The organism is Streptomyces sp. NBC_00704, assembly GCF_036226605.1.
Classification (GTDB): Bacteria; Actinomycetota; Actinomycetes; order Streptomycetales; family Streptomycetaceae; genus Streptomyces.
Genome location: NZ_CP109002.1, coordinates 47,909 through 62,825 on the forward strand (window position 1 = coordinate 47,909; position 14,917 = coordinate 62,825).

At 74.7% G+C, this 14,917-nt stretch carries 13 protein-coding genes; 12 read left to right on the forward strand and 1 reads right to left on the reverse strand.

The window, feature by feature from the left end; genetic code table 11:
* Positions 1 to 128: 128 nt before the first annotated feature.
* The gene (locus tag OG802_RS35730) at positions 129 to 1,475 is read right to left on the reverse strand and encodes an MFS transporter (RefSeq protein WP_329418007.1); all 1,347 of its coding nucleotides are present in this window, start codon (positions 1,473 to 1,475) and stop codon (positions 129 to 131) included.
* Positions 1,476 to 1,618: 143 nt separating this feature from the next.
* Here OG802_RS35730 and OG802_RS35735 point away from each other — a divergent pair, with 143 nt between their 5' ends.
* The 12 genes from OG802_RS35735 to OG802_RS35790 all read left to right on the forward strand — a co-directional run bounded on the left by OG802_RS35735 (position 1,619) and on the right by OG802_RS35790 (position 14,868).
* Positions 1,619 to 2,194 carry a CGNR zinc finger domain-containing protein gene (locus OG802_RS35735; RefSeq protein WP_329418009.1) on the forward strand — a complete coding sequence of 192 codons (576 nt, stop codon included), beginning with the start codon at positions 1,619 to 1,621 and terminating at the stop codon, positions 2,192 to 2,194.
* A 304-nt stretch (positions 2,195 to 2,498) separates the two neighbouring features.
* The gene (locus OG802_RS35740; protein ID WP_329418011.1) at positions 2,499 to 2,753 is read left to right on the forward strand and encodes an acyl carrier protein; all 255 of its coding nucleotides are present in this window, start codon (positions 2,499 to 2,501) and stop codon (positions 2,751 to 2,753) included.
* Entirely contained in the window at positions 2,750 to 5,989 is a 3,240-nt protein-coding gene (locus OG802_RS35745; RefSeq protein ID WP_329418013.1) for a non-ribosomal peptide synthetase, read from the forward strand. The genes OG802_RS35740 and OG802_RS35745 overlap by 4 nt, the downstream gene beginning before the upstream one ends.
* Complete coding sequence (locus OG802_RS35750) at positions 5,986 to 6,747, forward strand: thioesterase domain-containing protein (RefSeq protein WP_329418015.1); 762 nt, start codon at positions 5,986 to 5,988, stop codon at positions 6,745 to 6,747. Before OG802_RS35745 ends, OG802_RS35750 begins: the two co-directional genes overlap by 4 nt.
* Positions 6,744 to 7,484 (forward strand): SDR family NAD(P)-dependent oxidoreductase, encoded by a 741-nt coding sequence (locus OG802_RS35755; protein WP_329418017.1) that lies wholly within the window; start codon positions 6,744 to 6,746, stop codon positions 7,482 to 7,484. The genes OG802_RS35750 and OG802_RS35755 overlap by 4 nt, the downstream gene beginning before the upstream one ends.
* 6 nt (positions 7,485 to 7,490) lie before the next feature.
* Entirely contained in the window at positions 7,491 to 8,780 is a 1,290-nt protein-coding gene (locus OG802_RS35760; protein WP_329418020.1) for a glutamate-5-semialdehyde dehydrogenase, read from the forward strand.
* Positions 8,781 to 8,863: 83 nt separating this feature from the next.
* Positions 8,864 to 9,142 carry an acyl carrier protein gene (locus OG802_RS35765; protein WP_329418022.1) on the forward strand — a complete coding sequence of 93 codons (279 nt, stop codon included), beginning with the start codon at positions 8,864 to 8,866 and terminating at the stop codon, positions 9,140 to 9,142.
* On the forward strand, positions 9,139 to 10,518 hold the full coding sequence (locus OG802_RS35770; RefSeq protein ID WP_329418026.1) for a TrpB-like pyridoxal phosphate-dependent enzyme: 1,380 nt from the start codon (positions 9,139 to 9,141) through the stop codon (positions 10,516 to 10,518). The genes OG802_RS35765 and OG802_RS35770 overlap by 4 nt, the downstream gene beginning before the upstream one ends.
* Positions 10,508 to 11,782, forward strand: a complete 1,275-nt coding sequence (locus tag OG802_RS35775; protein ID WP_329418028.1) for a hypothetical protein — start codon at positions 10,508 to 10,510, stop codon at positions 11,780 to 11,782. The genes OG802_RS35770 and OG802_RS35775 overlap by 11 nt, the downstream gene beginning before the upstream one ends.
* Positions 11,782 to 13,296: a class I adenylate-forming enzyme family protein gene (locus tag OG802_RS35780; RefSeq protein ID WP_329418031.1), complete on the forward strand. Its 1,515-nt coding sequence runs from the start codon at positions 11,782 to 11,784 to the stop codon at positions 13,294 to 13,296. Before OG802_RS35775 ends, OG802_RS35780 begins: the two co-directional genes overlap by 1 nt.
* Positions 13,280 to 14,596, forward strand: a complete 1,317-nt coding sequence (locus OG802_RS35785) for a type III PLP-dependent enzyme (RefSeq protein WP_329418033.1) — start codon at positions 13,280 to 13,282, stop codon at positions 14,594 to 14,596. Before OG802_RS35780 ends, OG802_RS35785 begins: the two co-directional genes overlap by 17 nt.
* On the forward strand, positions 14,596 to 14,868 hold the full coding sequence (locus tag OG802_RS35790; protein ID WP_329418035.1) for an acyl carrier protein: 273 nt from the start codon (positions 14,596 to 14,598) through the stop codon (positions 14,866 to 14,868). Before OG802_RS35785 ends, OG802_RS35790 begins: the two co-directional genes overlap by 1 nt.
* Positions 14,869 to 14,917: the final 49 nt, after the last annotated feature.

Genomic DNA, 14,917 nt, shown 5'->3' on the forward strand with positions numbered 1-14,917 from the left:
CCTTGCCGCGCGACCATAGAGATTCTGAATTCCGTATTTGTCACGGGGGCCGTTCGAGAGGAGTATTCGCGGTGCTCTCCTCTTCACCGGCGGGCGTTTTCCCTCGTGCGGCGGGAGGCTGAGGCCCGCTAGTCGCCGTACGCCTCCGCGAGGGCGGGACGGGTCAGGACGCGCAGGAAGGGGACGACGGCCACGGCCACGAAAGCGGCGAAGACCAGGAAGGCGAGCCGCAGGCCGATCCATTCGGCGAGCAGGCCCATGGCGCCGGCTCCGATGGGCATGGCGCCCCAGCTGAAGAGACGGCTCACGGCGGTGTAGCGGCCGAGCAGGGAGTCGGGGACGAGGCGCTGCCCGATGGTGCGGGCGTTCACCGTCCACAGGGTGCCGCCCATGCCGCCGACGAAGGCGGCGCCGGCGACGGCCCACAGGTCGGTGGTGAGCGCGGGCACGGCCATCATCGCGAAGGTGCCGACCAGGTCGGCGAACATCACCCAGCGGCGTCCGAGGGTCCGGTTCACGCGGGTCACGGCGAGGGCGCCGGTCAGGCCGCCGATGCCCAGCGCGCTCAGGAGCGTCCCGTACTGGCGGGGGCTGAGCTGCATCACGTCGGTGGCGTACAGCGGCATGAGCGCCAGCCAGGCCCCCCAGCAGGCGCACAGGACCGTCAGGATGAGGGACATGGTGCGCAGCAGCGTGTGCTGCCACAGGTAGCGCAGTCCGCCGCTGATCTGCCGGTTGACGCTCTCGCCGGCGCCGGCGCCGGCCCGGGAGGTGTCCGGGGCGGCGCGGAACCGGCCGGCGAGCAGCAGCAGGACCAGGGCCGCCAGCAGGTAGGACGCCCAGGTCGCGCCGAGGGCGAAGCCGGTGCCCGCCGCGAGCAGGATGCCGCCGACGAAGGGGCCGCAGAACTCGTTGCAGACCGTCTCGGCCCCGGCGATCCAGGCGTTCACCCGCTCGCGGCCCTCCGGCGGGATCAGGGCCGGGATCAGGGCCGACGCCGAGGTCAGCGCGATGACCTCGGCCACGCCGAGGACCGCGCCCACGACGCAGAGCACGGGGATGGTGACGCGGCCGGCCCGGGCGGCCTCGATGAGCGCGCCGAGCGCGAGCAGCCGCAGCGCGTTCGCCCCCCACAGCAGGCGCCGGCGGTCGACGCGGTCGACCAGGACGCCGACGTGCAGGGCCACCAGCAGCCAGGGCAGCGAAAGGGTGAGCGACACCGCGGAGATCTGGGCCGGGGAGGCGGAGACGCGGGTGGCCAGCAGCGGCAGGGCGATCTTGGTGACGCCGTCCGCGAGGTTGGTGACGGCGGTGAAGGCGAGCAGGACGGCGGCGTTGCGGCTGCCCTGCCGCGCGGTGGGCTCCCCGGCGCGCCGGCCGGCGGGGCCCGCCGCGGACCGTGCGGAGGCTTCCACCCGGGTGTCCGCGACCGCTGCCACCGGGGCCTTCGCGGTCTGGACGGCTTGGTCGCTCATCACTTCCCCTAACCGGCTATCGCCTTCAGTGGTTATCCCCGAGGAGGCGAGTCTGACACGTCACGGACCAAGTCCGCTACCCGGTCAAGCTGTTAGCCGGTTAGGGCGGGGTGTACGCTGGACCCTCGACGAGGAGATGACCCATGTCCGAAGCCCCGGCTTCCGCACAGCTGATCGAGGCCTTCGCCAACACCGTCGACGTGGAGCTCGGCACCGACGAGCTGGCCACGCCGGGCGCGCTGTCCGCCTGGCTCGCCGACCGCGGGCTGCTCGACCGCGAACGCCGGATCGGCGCCGAGGACCACGCCCTGTGCCTGCGCCTGCGCACCGGCATCCGGGAGGAACTCGGCGTCAACGTCGGCGACACCGCCGACACGGCACTCCTCGCCGGAGCCGACGAGGCCCTGCGGGAACTGCCCGTGCTGATCACCGTCCGCGGCGCCCGCCGTGACGGCGGCGTCCTGTCACCCGCCGCCGACCTGACGCCGGTCAGGAAGGCTCTGGCCGGCCTCGCGATCGCATGGAGCGAACTGGTCGTCACCGGCGAGGCCGTCCGGCTCAAGCGCTGCGCCGAGCACGCCTGCGCCTGGGTCTTCTGGGACGTGTCCAAGAACCGCAGCCGCCGCTGGTGCTCGATGCGGGTGTGCGGCAACCGCGCCAAGGCCCGCCGGCACTCCGCGAAGCAGGCCGCCGCGGCCACGGCGGACCGGCCGTCCTGACGCGAACCCCCTCCCCGGATCTTGAGATCCCCCTCCCCGGGTCCTTTCGCTCTCGCTGCCCTTTCACCCTTTTCTGGCTTCCCGCGGGAACCCTGATGACGTCTCATCGAGAAACCTGATGACGTCCTGTCGAGAAATCCGATGACGCCCTATCGGAAAACTCTATGACCTCCCATCGAGAAATTCGATGACCTCCCATCGAATAACTCGATGCCGTCTCAAGCGCTGCTTGACCGCTCTTCGGCAATCGATGAATCATCTTTCAAGCGTCATAAAAGTGACCGTTGCCTGAGGAGCCTGATTAATGAACCGTACGGACGACGTGACCGGCGGCGACATCGTTTCGGCGGTCAGGAGGCATGTGCGTGTGCCTTTCGACGACCATTCCCCGCTGGCCGAGGTCGGACTGGACTCACTCTCCCTGGTGCGGATCGCCAGTGAGCTGATACCCGACCCGGACCAGGAGATCGATCCGACGGGCCTCGCCGCGGTCCGCACGGTCGGGGATCTCCGGCAGTGGCTGCACGGGCTCCTCGTGCCCGCGGAGAGCGTGCGATGACCGTCGCGCCGCAGCTCGCCACCGCCACCCTGCCCCTGACGGCGGCCCAGCAGGGCCTGCTCGTCGTGCACGGCTCGGTGCCGGTCCCGCACCTCTACAACGTCGTGGCCGAGCTGGAACTGGACCCGGCGCTCGACCCCGCTGACCTCGGCCCGGCGCTCCGCGCCGTGCTGGCCGTCCAGCCCGCCCTGCGCCTCGCCGTGCGCGAACGGCCCGCCCCCCACGCCGAACTGGGAACCGTCCCGGACCAGGCGCCGCTGCGGGTGGTCCAGGCCGACGCCGACGGCTTCGACCGGCGGCGCGCCGAACTGCTCGGGCAACTCGGCGGCCACGCCTTCGACCTCGAGCGGCCCCCGCTGCTGCGGGCGGTCCTGCTGCACACCGCCGACCGGTCCCGCTCCACGCTGCTGCTGGTGGTGCACCACCTCGTCTTCGACGGGTTCTCGCTGCGCCAGTTCGTCCGCGACCTCACCGCGGCCGTGCGCGCCGACCTCGACGTCGACCGGGTGCGCGTCGCCCGTGAACGGGCCCTGTGCCGGGAGCTGGCCGCGCAGCTGTCGGCCGCCGACGAGGAGCAGGTCGAGCGGAGCGCCGCCGAACTCGCCGACCGGCTGCGCGCCGCGCCCGCCACCGTGCTCCACCCCCGGCCCAACCGGCCCACGACCACTGCTTTCACCGGCGCCCGCCGCGAGATCAGGCTCTCCCCGGAGCGTTCCCGGGCCCTCGGCGAGGTCTGCGCGGCGCTCGGCGTCAGCCCGTTCGTCTTCTTCTCGGCCGTCTACGCGGCGCTCCTCGCACGGCACTCGGGCAACACGCCGGTGGTCTTCGGCAGCCCGGTGCTGGCCCGCCGCACGCTGGGCTCACTCGACCTGTGCGGCTTCTTCGTCAACACCCTGCCGCTCGTCGTCGACGTCGACTGGAACCAGCGCTTCGACGACTTCGTCACGCAGACGGTCCGGGCCGAGGCGGACCGGGTGAAGAGCAGCGCGGCGGTCTCCTTCGACCGCGTCGTGCGCCTCGTCGCACCGGACCGCTCGACCAACCGCAACCCGGTCTTCTCCTGCATGCTCGCGATGCAGGACGCGGCCGACACGGAACCCGGCCCGGTCGTCCTGCGGGTGCGCGAGCACGGCAACGGCACCGCCAAGTTCGACCTCTGGCTGGGCGTCACCCCCGGTCCCGACGGCTGGCTCCTGGAGCTGGAGCACGACCGCGAGCTGCTGCCCGAACCGCTCGCCGGCGCGCTGGCCGACTCACTGACCGGCCTGCTGGAGAAGGCCGTCGAACGCCCCGGCACGGTCCTCGCCGAACTCTTCGAGGACGCCTCGCCGGCCGAGTCCCGCGCCCACGACGGCTTCTGGCGCCCGCCCGCCCACCCGGACCTGCGCCGCTGGGTGCGCGCGGGCCTGGCCCGGCGGCCCGGGGCGACCGCGGTCGAGGAGGACGGCCGCCGTGTGACCTACGGCGAGCTTCAGGAGCTGGTCCGCTCCGCCGCGGCGGGGCTCGCCCGGTACGGAGTGGGCCCCGGCACCGTGGTCGGCCTGACCACGCCGACGCTGGTGGAGACGGTCGTCGCCGTCCTGGCCGTGCTCGAGCGGCACGCCGTGTTCCTGCCGCTGGACCTGACCCTGCCCGGCGAGCGGCTCGCCTACATGACCGGCAAGGCCGGCTGCGGGCTGGTCGTCGGCCGCGGGGCCGTCGACGGAGCCCGGGTGGTGGCACTGAGCGAACTGACCGCCGCCGCCGACGGCGACAGCACTGTCCTCAACGGCAACGGCAACGGCAACGGCAACGGCAACGACGGCAGCGACGACGGAGGCAGCAACAGCGACGGCAGCGACGGCGGCGACGGCGACGACCACGTCGATGCCTACGGGGTGTACATCATGTTCACCTCCGGCTCCACGGGCCGCCCCAAGGGCGTGCTGATGGGCGACGGTCCGCTGGTGAACCTCACCGCCTGGCAGCTCGACGCGCTGGACATGGACGAGCGCACCCGCTTCCTCCAGTACGCCCCCCTCGGCTTCGACGTGTCCTTCCAGGAGATCGTGCCCACCCTCGTGGCCGGCGGGACCCTGGTCTCCCGCGAGCCGGCCGACCGCAGGGACCTGCCCGCGGTGCTCGCCCGGGTCAGCGCGGCGCGGGTCTCCCATGTCTACCTCCCCGTCGCCGCCCTGCGCCCCTTCACCCGGGCCGCCCAGGACGCCGGGGACGACCTGCCGGAGCTGCGCCACCTGTGCGTCTCCGGGGAGCAGTTGCTCCTCGACGACGGAATCCGGCGCTTCTTCGCCGACCGGCCGCACATCAGCCTGGTCAACCTCTACGGCCCCACCGAGACGCACGCCGTCACCACACACCGGCTCACCGGGTCCGGGCCGTGGCCCGACCACGTCCCGATCGGCCGCCCGATCACCCACACGACCGCCCACGTGGTGGACGCCACCGGCCACCTCGCCCCCCTCGGCGTGCCCGGCGAGCTGTACCTGGGCGGCGCCTGCCCCGCGCACGGGTACGTCGGCGACCCCGAGCGCACCGCGGAACGCTTCCTGCCCGACCCGCGCGGCGACCGGGACGACGCCCGCATGTACCGCACCGGCGACCAGGTGCTCCGCGACGAGCAGGGCACGCTGCTCTTCCTGGGCCGCGACGACGACCAGGTCAAGATCCGCGGCCACCGGGTGGAACTCGGCGAACTGGAGACCGCGGCCGCCGCCCACCCCGACGTGGCGCTCGCGGTGGCCGCCGTCCTGGGGGAGGGGGCCGACCGGCGGCTGGTGCTGTTCTTCGTGCCGGAGGACGGCCGTTCGCCGCTCCCCGACGACGTGCGGCGCCGGGTGGCCGGCGCGGTCCCGGGTTACATGGCGCCCTCGCGGGTGTTCGAGGTCGCTTCCGTGCCCGTCACCCGCAACGGCAAGGTGGACCGCCCCACCCTGCTGAAGTCGGCGGAGAAGGCCGTCCGCGAGGAGGCCGCGTCCGGCGGCGGGGCCGTCACCACGGCGCGGGACCCGCTCGAGGCGTGGCTCCAGCGCCTGTGGGGGGAGCTGCTCGGGCGCGCCGACGTCCCCGTCGACCGCTCGCTCCTCGACCACGGCGCCCACTCGCTCAACGTGATGACCGCGCGCGCCGCGATCGAGGAACGCCACGGCGTGCAGATCCCCGTCCTCGACTTCTTCCTCGACCCGACCATCCGTGCCCAGGCCGCCTGGATCACCCGCTCCCAGGACGGTGCACGATGACCGCCCCCGTTCCCGTCCCCGCCCCCGCCCCTGCCCCCGCCTCCGACGCGCGGCTGCTGACCCTGCTCGCGCAGCGGCCCGGTCCGCTGGACAGCCTGCTGATCCACCCGGCGGGCGGCGGGCTCGCCCAGTACCTCGGCGTCGCGAGCCGGCTCGCCCGGCACGGCACCGTGCACGGCATCCGCGCCGACGGCCTGCTGGCCGGCGAGGAACCCGACGACAGCGTCCCGGAGATGACCCGCAGGTACCTCGACCTGGTGGCCGGGCTGCCGCGCCGGCCGAACCTGCTGGCCGGCTGGTCCCTCGGCGGCGTGATCGCCTGGGAGCTGGCGGCCCGGCTCGCCGAGGACGGCCCGGCGCCCGCCGTCGTCCTCATCGACAGCTTCCCCGAGCCGGAGAGCGCCGACGACGCCGTACGGGCCGACCTGCTGTCCGCCGTGGAACGGTCCGTCGCCGCCCTGGGCGGCGGCCGCGACACCGCCCGGGCGCGGGCCACCGCGCTGGCGCACATCAGGGCCGGCGCCGCCCACCGCACCGAGGTCCGGGGCGCCGGGCCGGCCCTGCTGGTCGTCTGCGAGAGCGAGCACCGCGCCCGGCAGACCGACCGCTGGCGCAGCCTGGCCGACCGGCTGGCCGTACGGCACCTGAACTGCGGGCACTTCGAGGTCTTCGACCCCGCCCACCAGGGCGCCCTGCTCGGGCACCTCGACGAGTTCCTCACCCGTACGACCCCCGCGGCACAGGAGCACGCGCGATGACCGAACCCCGTCCGCTCGCCGTCGTCACCGGCGGCACCCGCGGCATCGGACTGGCCCTGTCCCGGCGCCTGGTGCGCCTGGGCCACCGCACCGTCGCCCTGTACCGGGCCGACGAGGAGGCGGCCCGGCGGGCCGCCGCCGAGCACGGCCTGATCGCCGTGCGGGCCGACGTCTCCGACAGCCGTGCGGTGCGCGCCGCCGCCCGGCACGTCCTCGCCGAGCACGGCACGCCGCGGGTGCTGGTGAACAACGCCGGCGTCAACATCGACCGCCCGTTCCTCGACCTCACCGAATCCGACTGGCAGCGCGTCCTGGACACCAACCTGTCCGGACCCTTCCACCTCACCCAGGCGTTCGCCCCGGCCATGCTGGCCGCCGGGGACGGCGTCGTCGTCAACGTCGGCGCCACCACGGGCATCCGCCCCCGGCTCGACGGCGTCAACTACGCGGCGGCCAAGGCGGGACTGCTCCAGCTCACCAAATGCCTGGCCCTGGAGCTGGCGCCCGCCGTCCGCGTCAACTGCCTGATCCCCGGAATGACCGGGACCGAGGAGCTCGTCACCCGGTTCCGGCTGAACGAACCCCGGCACCGCGCCGCCGTCCTGTCCGAGATCCCGCAACGTCGCATCGGCTCGCCCGACGACATCGCCGACGCCCTGGAGTACCTCGTGGGCCCGCTCAGCGGCTATGTCACCGGCCAGAAGCTGATCGTCGACGGCGGCCAGTTCATGTGGTAGGAGATCATGACCGACGCACTGCTCACATCCGCCCGCGCCGCCCTCGCGGCCGCGCCGCCGACCGGCGACCCCGCGTACGCGCGCTACTGCCGTGAACTCGCCGACCGCCTGGCCGACCACTGGCCGGCCGTCCTGAAGGCCAACGCGCAGGACGTGACCCTCGCCGCGGAACGCGGCCTGTCACCCGTCCTGCTCGACCGGCTGCGGCTGACCGACGCCCACCTCGGCCGGCTCCAGCAGCTCACCCGCGCCACCCTGTCCGAACTGGCCGAGGTGACCGCCCCGGACGCCGGAGTCCCCGTCGGCGACTGGGGGGTGCGGCTGCGGACGCCCAAGCCGCTCGGCGTGGTGTTCATGGTGTACGAGGCCCGGCCCACCGTCACCGTGGAGGGCGCCCTGCTGCCCGTCGCGGTCGGCAACGCCGTGCTGCTGCGCGGCGGCAAGGAGATCGCCCGCACCAACGAGGCGCTGTCCGCCGTGGCCCGTGAGGCCCTGGAGGCCGCGGGACTCCCGGCCCACCTGGTCACCGTCCTCGACGATCCCGACCGCACGCAGCTGCGCGCCCTGCTGAAGCGGCCCGACGCCGTCGACGTGCTGATCCCGCGGGGCAGCCCCTCGCTCATCGACTACTGCCGCGGCGCCTCCTCGATCCCGGTGATCGCCAGCGGCGGCGGCGTGAACCACCTCTACGTCCACCGCAGCGCCGACCTGGACCTCGCCGCCGAGGTCGCCCTCGACAGCAAGCTGCCGGAGCCGACCGCCTGCAACACCGCCGAGATGCTGCTCGCCGACGCCGAGGTCGCCGGTGATCTGGTCCGCGCGATCCTGCGCGCCGCCGAGCGCGGCGACCGGCGGGTGGCCGTCCGCCTCGACGCGCGGGTGCCGCGGCCCGACGGACAGGGCGGCGACCGGCCCTGGCGGATCGAGGACCTGCACGAGCACGACCTCGGCCGTGAGTTCCTGGACGCCACGATCGGCGTGCGCGCGGTCGACGGCATGGACGAGGCGCTGGCCCACATCCGGCGCTACGGCTCCGGGCACACCGAGGGCGTCCTCGCCCGGGACGCCGGCGTGAGCGAGGAGTTCACCCGCCGCGTCGACGCCGCGGCGATCGTCGTCAACGGCTCCCTGCGGCTGCACGACGGCCCCACGCTCGGCCTCGGCTCCGAGATCTCCATCAGCACCGGCCGCATGCACGTGCGCGGCCCCGTCACGCTCGGCTCGCTCGTCACCCACAGCTGGGTCGTCGAGGCGCGCGGCACGCTGCGCAGCCCCCTGACCGCGTCCCGGCCCTGACCTCCCGGGCGCGCCGGGTCCTCCCCGGCCCTCCCGGCCTTCCCGGAGCCCTCGAGGCCTTCCCGACCCCTCACGGAGGAACCATGATCACCGGACTGGACCGCGCCGCGGTCACCGAGTCCGTCAAGCGCGTGGTCATCGCCGAGTCCCGGCTGTCCCTGCGACCCGCCGACATCGACGACCACGAGCCGCTCAACGGAGAGATCCTGCGCGTCAACTCCCTCGGCTTCGTGGGCATGCTGGTGCGCCTGGAGGACGAACTCGACATCCTCCTGCCCGACGACCTCTTCGTCGGGCGCAGCTTCCGGACCGTCCACGACCTGATCGAGATCGTCGTGTCCGCGGCGGAGGCGTCCCGATGAGCCGTGCCGAACCGCCCGCCCGCTGGCGCAGCGTCCTGCCGCACCTGGACGAGCCGCTGCCCGCGGACCGCACGCCCGACACCGCGGGCGGCGCCGGCGTGCAGGTCAACCTGCCGATGGCGCTGGTACGCCAGAGCGTGCAGCTGAAGGAGTACTGGGAGATCCCGGCCGAGGTCGCCGACGCCTACCGGGCGTTCCGGCCCACGCCGCTGTGGCGGGCCCGCGGCTTCGAGCGCGCGGTCGGGGCGCGGGTGCCGGTCTACGTGAAGTATGAGGGCGGCAACATCTCCGGCAGCCACAAGCTCAACACCGCCCTGGCGCAGGCCTACTACTACGCGCGGGCCGGTGTGCGCGAACTCGTCAGCGGCACCGGCGCCGGGCAGTGGGGCACCGCCCTGGCGGCCGCCTGCGCCATGTTCGGCATGAAGTGCACCGTGTTCATGGTCGGGGGCAGCCTGCGACGGAAGCCCTACCGGGGCACGCTGATGCGGACCCTCGGGGCCACCGTGCACGCCAGCCCCAGCCCGCTGACGGAGGTGGCCCGGCGCTCCGGGGACGACGTCAACAGCCTGTCGCTGGCCATCGGCGAGGCGGTGGAGTACGCCGCCCGCACCGAGGGCGCGGCGTTCTGCATCGGCAGCGGGGAGACCTACAGCATCCTGCACCAGTCGGTGATCGGTCTGGAGGCCGCCGACCAGCTCGCCGGCCTGGACGCGTCGGTCGACGCGGTGGTGGGCTGCGTGGGCGCGGGCTCCAACTTCGGCGGGATCGCGCTGCCGTTCTTCGCGGCCGCGGCCGCCGCGGGCGCCGAGCCGCCGCTGCTGGTGGCCGCCGAGTCCAGCACGACGCCCAAACTGACCCGCGGCACGTACGCCTACGACCGTACGGACGCCACCGGCACCGGGCCGATGGAGGCCATGTACACCATCGGCAGCTCCTACCCGATCCCCGACTCGCACTCGGCCGGGCTGCGTTTCCACGGCGCGGCGAAGGTGCTGTCCGCGATGCGCCACCGCGACCAGATCGCGGCCACCGCCGTCGGGCAGGCGGAGGCGCTCGACGCGGGCCGCCGCTTCACCCGCGGCGAGATGGTGCTGCCCGCCCCGGAGTCCGGTCACGCGCTGGCCGCCGCCGCGCGTCTCGCGGGCGCCGGGGCCGAGGGCAACAACGGCCTGCTGCGCGCCGAGAAGGGCGTGGTGGTGTGCGTCAGCGGCCACGGCTACCTCGACCTGGGGGCCTACCAGCAGTTCCTGGATGGCGAGCTGAGCGACGAGGCGCCCGACCCGCAGGCGCTGCTCCGCGCCGTGAGCGGCCTGGAGCCGGTGGAGCAGCCGGTGGAGCAGCCGGTGGGTGCGGGAGCCGTCCATGTCCGCTGACCTCACCCCCGCCCCCGAGCCCCAGGTGGAATGGCCGCTGTTCGACTGCGTGCAGGTCAACCTGGCGATCCTGGCCGAGCGCTGGCACGGCCCCGGAACCCACCTGGATCTGGGCGCCGTGCTGCGCTTCCGTCCGCTGCCGGGGCCGGACGGACTGCCCACGGTGGAACGTTCCGCCGCCGACCAGCTCGCCGAGGCGGCCCGGCGCCTCGGGCTCGCCGTCCTGGACCGCCGCACCACCGCGCCGGGCGGGGCCCTCACCCCGGCCGAGGGACGCTACGTGGTGGCCGACGCCTTCCACCTGCCGTGGGTGCCGTACGCCGGGCGGCGGCACATGGAGCACAGCTTCCTGCTGGAACCGGCCGGCGACGCGGACGCCGTCGTGCTGGACGGCTACCACAACGAGACGCCCTGGGGCAGCGCCCGCCCGGTCCGCCGTCCGCTGAGCCGCGCCGAACTGGCCGCCGCCGTCCCCGGACCGGCGCTGGCCGTCACCCTCGCCCCGGCCGGACGTCCCCCCGCCCCGGCCGGGGCCGAGACCGACCTGGCGGACGAGGAGACGGCCGCCCGGTACGTCGCCGCGTACGCGGAGCACCCCGACCGGCGCGCCGCCTTCGACCGGCTCACCCTGGAGACCTGGCTGCTGGCCCGCTCCCGCAAGCTGCACGCCCGCTTCCTGCGCTCGCGCGGCCTGCTCGCCGACGACAGCGCGGCCCTCGCGCACGTCGAGGCGTGGGAGTCGCTGGCCGAGAGCGTCTACCTCGGCTACCGGCGGGTGGAGCGCGGCCGGCCCGAGGCCCGCGAGGTGTTCACTCGCCTGGCGGAGCAACTCGGCCGGGACCGCGAGGCGTTCGCCCCCACGACGCCCCCCGCGACGCCCCCCGCGACGCCCCCCGCGACGGCCCCCGTGACGGCCTCCGCGACGGCCCGCACGGCCGTGCCGCGGCCCGCCGACGCGACGCCCGTGCCCGCCCCGCTGCGGGCCCGCGTCGCGGCCGCCGCGGGCGCCGTGCTCAAGACGGACCCGGCGGCCCTGCTCGACGGGCGGCCGCTGGCGGACGTCCCCGGCTTCACCTCGTTCCGGGTGGTGGAGATCGTCGAACGCCTCGAACGCGAGCTGTCCGTCGAGTTCGACGCCGACGACCTCGTCCCGGAGAACCTGCACCACGTCGACGGCATCTGCCGCATCGTGCTGCGCGCCCTGCCCGCCGGCGCGGCGGCGCCGCGGCCCGCCCGTCCCGTCGCACGCACCGGAGGGAACTGATGTCCGCCCACGCCGACCTGCTGCACGAACTGCTCGACCGGGCAGCCGCCCGGTGGCCCGAGCGGCCCGCCGTGACCAGCGCCGGCCACACCCTGAGCTACCGGGAACTCGACGCGGCCTCCCGGCGGCTGGCCGCCTGGCTGCACGCCTGCGGGCTGCGGCGCGGCGACCGGCTCGTGATCTGCGCGCCGGGTTCCACCGCCCAGCCCGCGCTGGTGTACGCCGCCTCCCGGGCCGGAGTGGCCTTCTCCCTGCTGCACGAGCAGGTCCACGGCATCCAGTTCGACCACGTCCTCGACGACTGCGAGCCGGCCCTGCTCGTCACCGACACGCCGGACTCACAGGCGGCCGCGCAGCGCCGCGGCGTGCGCACGGCCGGCAGCCAGGCGGTCGCCGCGGTGGCGTTCGCCGGCTCGCCCGCGCCGCGCGACCAGCCGCCCGGCCCGCTCACCGTCGACCCCGTGTGCCTGATCTACACCTCCGGCACCACCTCGCTGCCCAAGGCCGTCGTCAGCACCCACCAGCAGCTGACGTTCGCCGCGACGGCCATCCAGTCGGTGCTGGAGTACCGTCCCGGCGACGTCGTCTACAGCCCGCTGCCCCTGTCCTTCGACTACGGCCTCTACCAGCTGTTCCTGGCGGCGCAGGCCGGCGCCCACGTGGTGACCGGACGGCCCGCCGAGGTCGGCCCGGCGCTGCTGGGCAACCTGGCGCGCACGGGCGCCACCGTGCTCGCCGCCGTCCCGTCCGTGGCCGACGCCCTGGCCCGGCTGCTGCGCCGGCCCTCCCGGGAACGGCCGCCGCTGCGGCTGCTGACGAACACCGGCGCGGCGATGCCGGCCGAGACGCTCGAGGCGCTGCGCTCGGCGCTGCCGGGGCTGCGGGTGCAGCTGATGTTCGGTCTGACGGAGTGCAAGCGGGCCACGATCATGCCGCCGGACGGCGACCTGGAGCGGCCCGGCTCCAGCGGGCGCGCGCTGCCCGGCACCGAGGTCTTCGTCGTCGACGAGGAGGGCCGCCGCAGGCCCGCGGGGGAGGTCGGCGAGATCGTGGTGCGCGGCCCGAACGTCATGGCCGGGTACTGGCGCCGCCCGGAGCTGACCGCGCGGCGCTTCCACCGGGTGGAGGGCCTGCTGCCGCAACTGCGCACCGGTGACTACGGATGGGTGGACGAGGAGGGCTACCTGTACTTCGAGGGCCGGCGCGACGACATCTACAAGGAGAACGGCTTCCGCGTCAGCGCCACCGAGGTCGAGGCCGCCGCCCGCCGCGTCCCGGCGGTCGGCGAGGCCGCCGTCCTGCCGCCGCAGGGCCCGTGCCCCGCCGTGCTGTTCGCGGTCGGCGAGCTGTCGCCCGCCGAGGTGCTCCAGGGCCTGCGCGAGCAGATCGAGGAGTTCAAGATCCCCCGCCGCTGCCTCGTCGTCGACGCGCTGCCGCTGACCGGCAACGGCAAGGTCGACCGCAAGGCGCTCGCCGCCCTGGCGCAGGAGGCGTCCCGTGTCCGGGCCCGGTAGCGCCGTCCGGCCGGCCCCGCCGCTGCCGGACGACGTCCTGACGCGCCTGCCCACCCCGGCGTACGTCTACGACCTGGCCGAGGTCCGGCGCAACCACGAGGCGCTGGTGGAGGCGCTGCCGGCCGGCGCGGGCCTGTACTACTCCCTGAAGGCCAACGCGCACCCGTCCCTGCTGGCCGTGCTGCGCGAGCGCGGGGCGCTGCCCGAGGTGTGCTCCACCGGCGAACTCCGGGCCGCGCTCGAGGCGGGCTGGCCGGCCGCGGACGTCCTGTACACCGGTCCGGGCAAGCGGGACGAGGAGATCGGCCACGCGCTGCGGCTGGGCGTGCGGACGTTCTCCGTGGACTCCCCGCACGCGATCGGGCAGCTGGACCGTCTGGCGGGCCGGGCCGGCGTCGCCGCGCGGTGTCTGCTGCGCGTCAACGACGACCAGCCGGTGCCGGGCCAGGGCCTGGCGATGACGGGCGTGGCCTCGCAGTTCGGCGCCGACACCCGGTGGGTGCTCGACCGGCCGGAGCTGTTCGCGGGCAGGCCGCACGCCGAACTCGTCGGCCTGCACCTGTACATGGGCTCCAACCTCGGTGAAGTGGACGCACTGGTGGGCCAGTTCGCCCGTTCGCTGCGCACCGCCAGGACGCTGACGGCGGCCCTGGCGGAGCACGGGGCGCACCTGCGCGTCCTGGACCTCGGCGGCGGCTTCGGCGCGCCGTTCGCGACGGAAGGGCAGCGGATCGACCTGTCGGGGCTGCGGCCGCGGCTGACCGCGCTGCTCGACGCGGAGCTGCCCGGCCGGCACGCCGACGGCACCCGGGTCGTCTTCGAGTCGGGCCGCTACCTGGTGGGCACGGCCGGGGTCCTGCTGACGTCCGTGCTCGACGTGAAGCGGTCCCACGGCAAGGACGTCGTCGTCCTGGAGTCCGGCATCAACCACCTCGGCGGCATGTCGGGACTGCGGCGGCTGCCCGCCCTGAACCCGCGCCTGGTGCCGCACGGCGCCCGGCCCGGCGGCGACGGCGGTCCGCTCCTGGACACCCTGGTCACCGGCCCGCTGTGCACCCCGCTCGACACCTGGGCGCGCGCCGCGAAGCTGCCCGCCCTCGCCCCCGGCGACCTCCTGGCCGTACCCAACGTCGGCGCGTACGGGCTGAGCGCGAGCCTCGTCGCCTTCCTCGGCCATCCGCTGCCCGCGGAAGCCGTCGTCGACGGCGACCGCCCCGGCGCGGCCCCCGAGATCACCCGGATCCACCTGACCCGCACCACCGTCCCGGCCCCGGCCGGAACCGACCCTGGAGTGAAGTGATGGACGCCCGTTTCACCGAACTGCTCACGCCGTTCCTGAAGTTCCTCGGCGAGCAGGAGATCACCCCCGACTCCTCGCTGCGGGAGCTGGGCCTGGACTCGATGCAGGCCATCGAGCTGCTCTTCGCCATCGAGGACGCCTTCGGCGTGACCTTGGCGGACGACGACATGAACGACGACACGTTCGCCACCGCCGGCAGCCTGTGGACCGTGGTGCGCGCCGCGCTCGGCGCGCGGTACGCCGCGGACGGGACCCAGGTGACGGCCGCGTGAGCGCGCCGACGTTCGCCCCCGCGCGGCCGGCCCCGGCCGCCGGGCCGCC

Excerpts from the sequence above, each read along its gene's own strand:
- OG802_RS35730 (WP_329418007.1), bottom strand. The coding sequence starts at position 1,475 with ATGAGCGACCAAGCCGTCCAGACCGCGAAGGCCCCGGTGGCAGCGGTC.
- OG802_RS35735 (WP_329418009.1), top strand. The coding sequence starts at position 1,619 with ATGTCCGAAGCCCCGGCTTCCGCACAGCTGATCGAGGCCTTCGCCAAC.
- OG802_RS35740 (WP_329418011.1), top strand. The coding sequence starts at position 2,499 with ATGAACCGTACGGACGACGTGACCGGCGGCGACATCGTTTCGGCGGTC.
- OG802_RS35745 (WP_329418013.1), top strand. The coding sequence starts at position 2,750 with ATGACCGTCGCGCCGCAGCTCGCCACCGCCACCCTGCCCCTGACGGCG.
- OG802_RS35750 (WP_329418015.1), top strand. The coding sequence starts at position 5,986 with ATGACCGCCCCCGTTCCCGTCCCCGCCCCCGCCCCTGCCCCCGCCTCC.
- OG802_RS35755 (WP_329418017.1), top strand. The coding sequence starts at position 6,744 with ATGACCGAACCCCGTCCGCTCGCCGTCGTCACCGGCGGCACCCGCGGC.
- OG802_RS35760 (WP_329418020.1), top strand. The coding sequence starts at position 7,491 with ATGACCGACGCACTGCTCACATCCGCCCGCGCCGCCCTCGCGGCCGCG.
- OG802_RS35765 (WP_329418022.1), top strand. The coding sequence starts at position 8,864 with ATGATCACCGGACTGGACCGCGCCGCGGTCACCGAGTCCGTCAAGCGC.
- OG802_RS35770 (WP_329418026.1), top strand. The coding sequence starts at position 9,139 with ATGAGCCGTGCCGAACCGCCCGCCCGCTGGCGCAGCGTCCTGCCGCAC.
- OG802_RS35775 (WP_329418028.1), top strand. The coding sequence starts at position 10,508 with ATGTCCGCTGACCTCACCCCCGCCCCCGAGCCCCAGGTGGAATGGCCG.
- OG802_RS35780 (WP_329418031.1), top strand. The coding sequence starts at position 11,782 with ATGTCCGCCCACGCCGACCTGCTGCACGAACTGCTCGACCGGGCAGCC.
- OG802_RS35790 (WP_329418035.1), top strand. The coding sequence starts at position 14,596 with ATGGACGCCCGTTTCACCGAACTGCTCACGCCGTTCCTGAAGTTCCTC.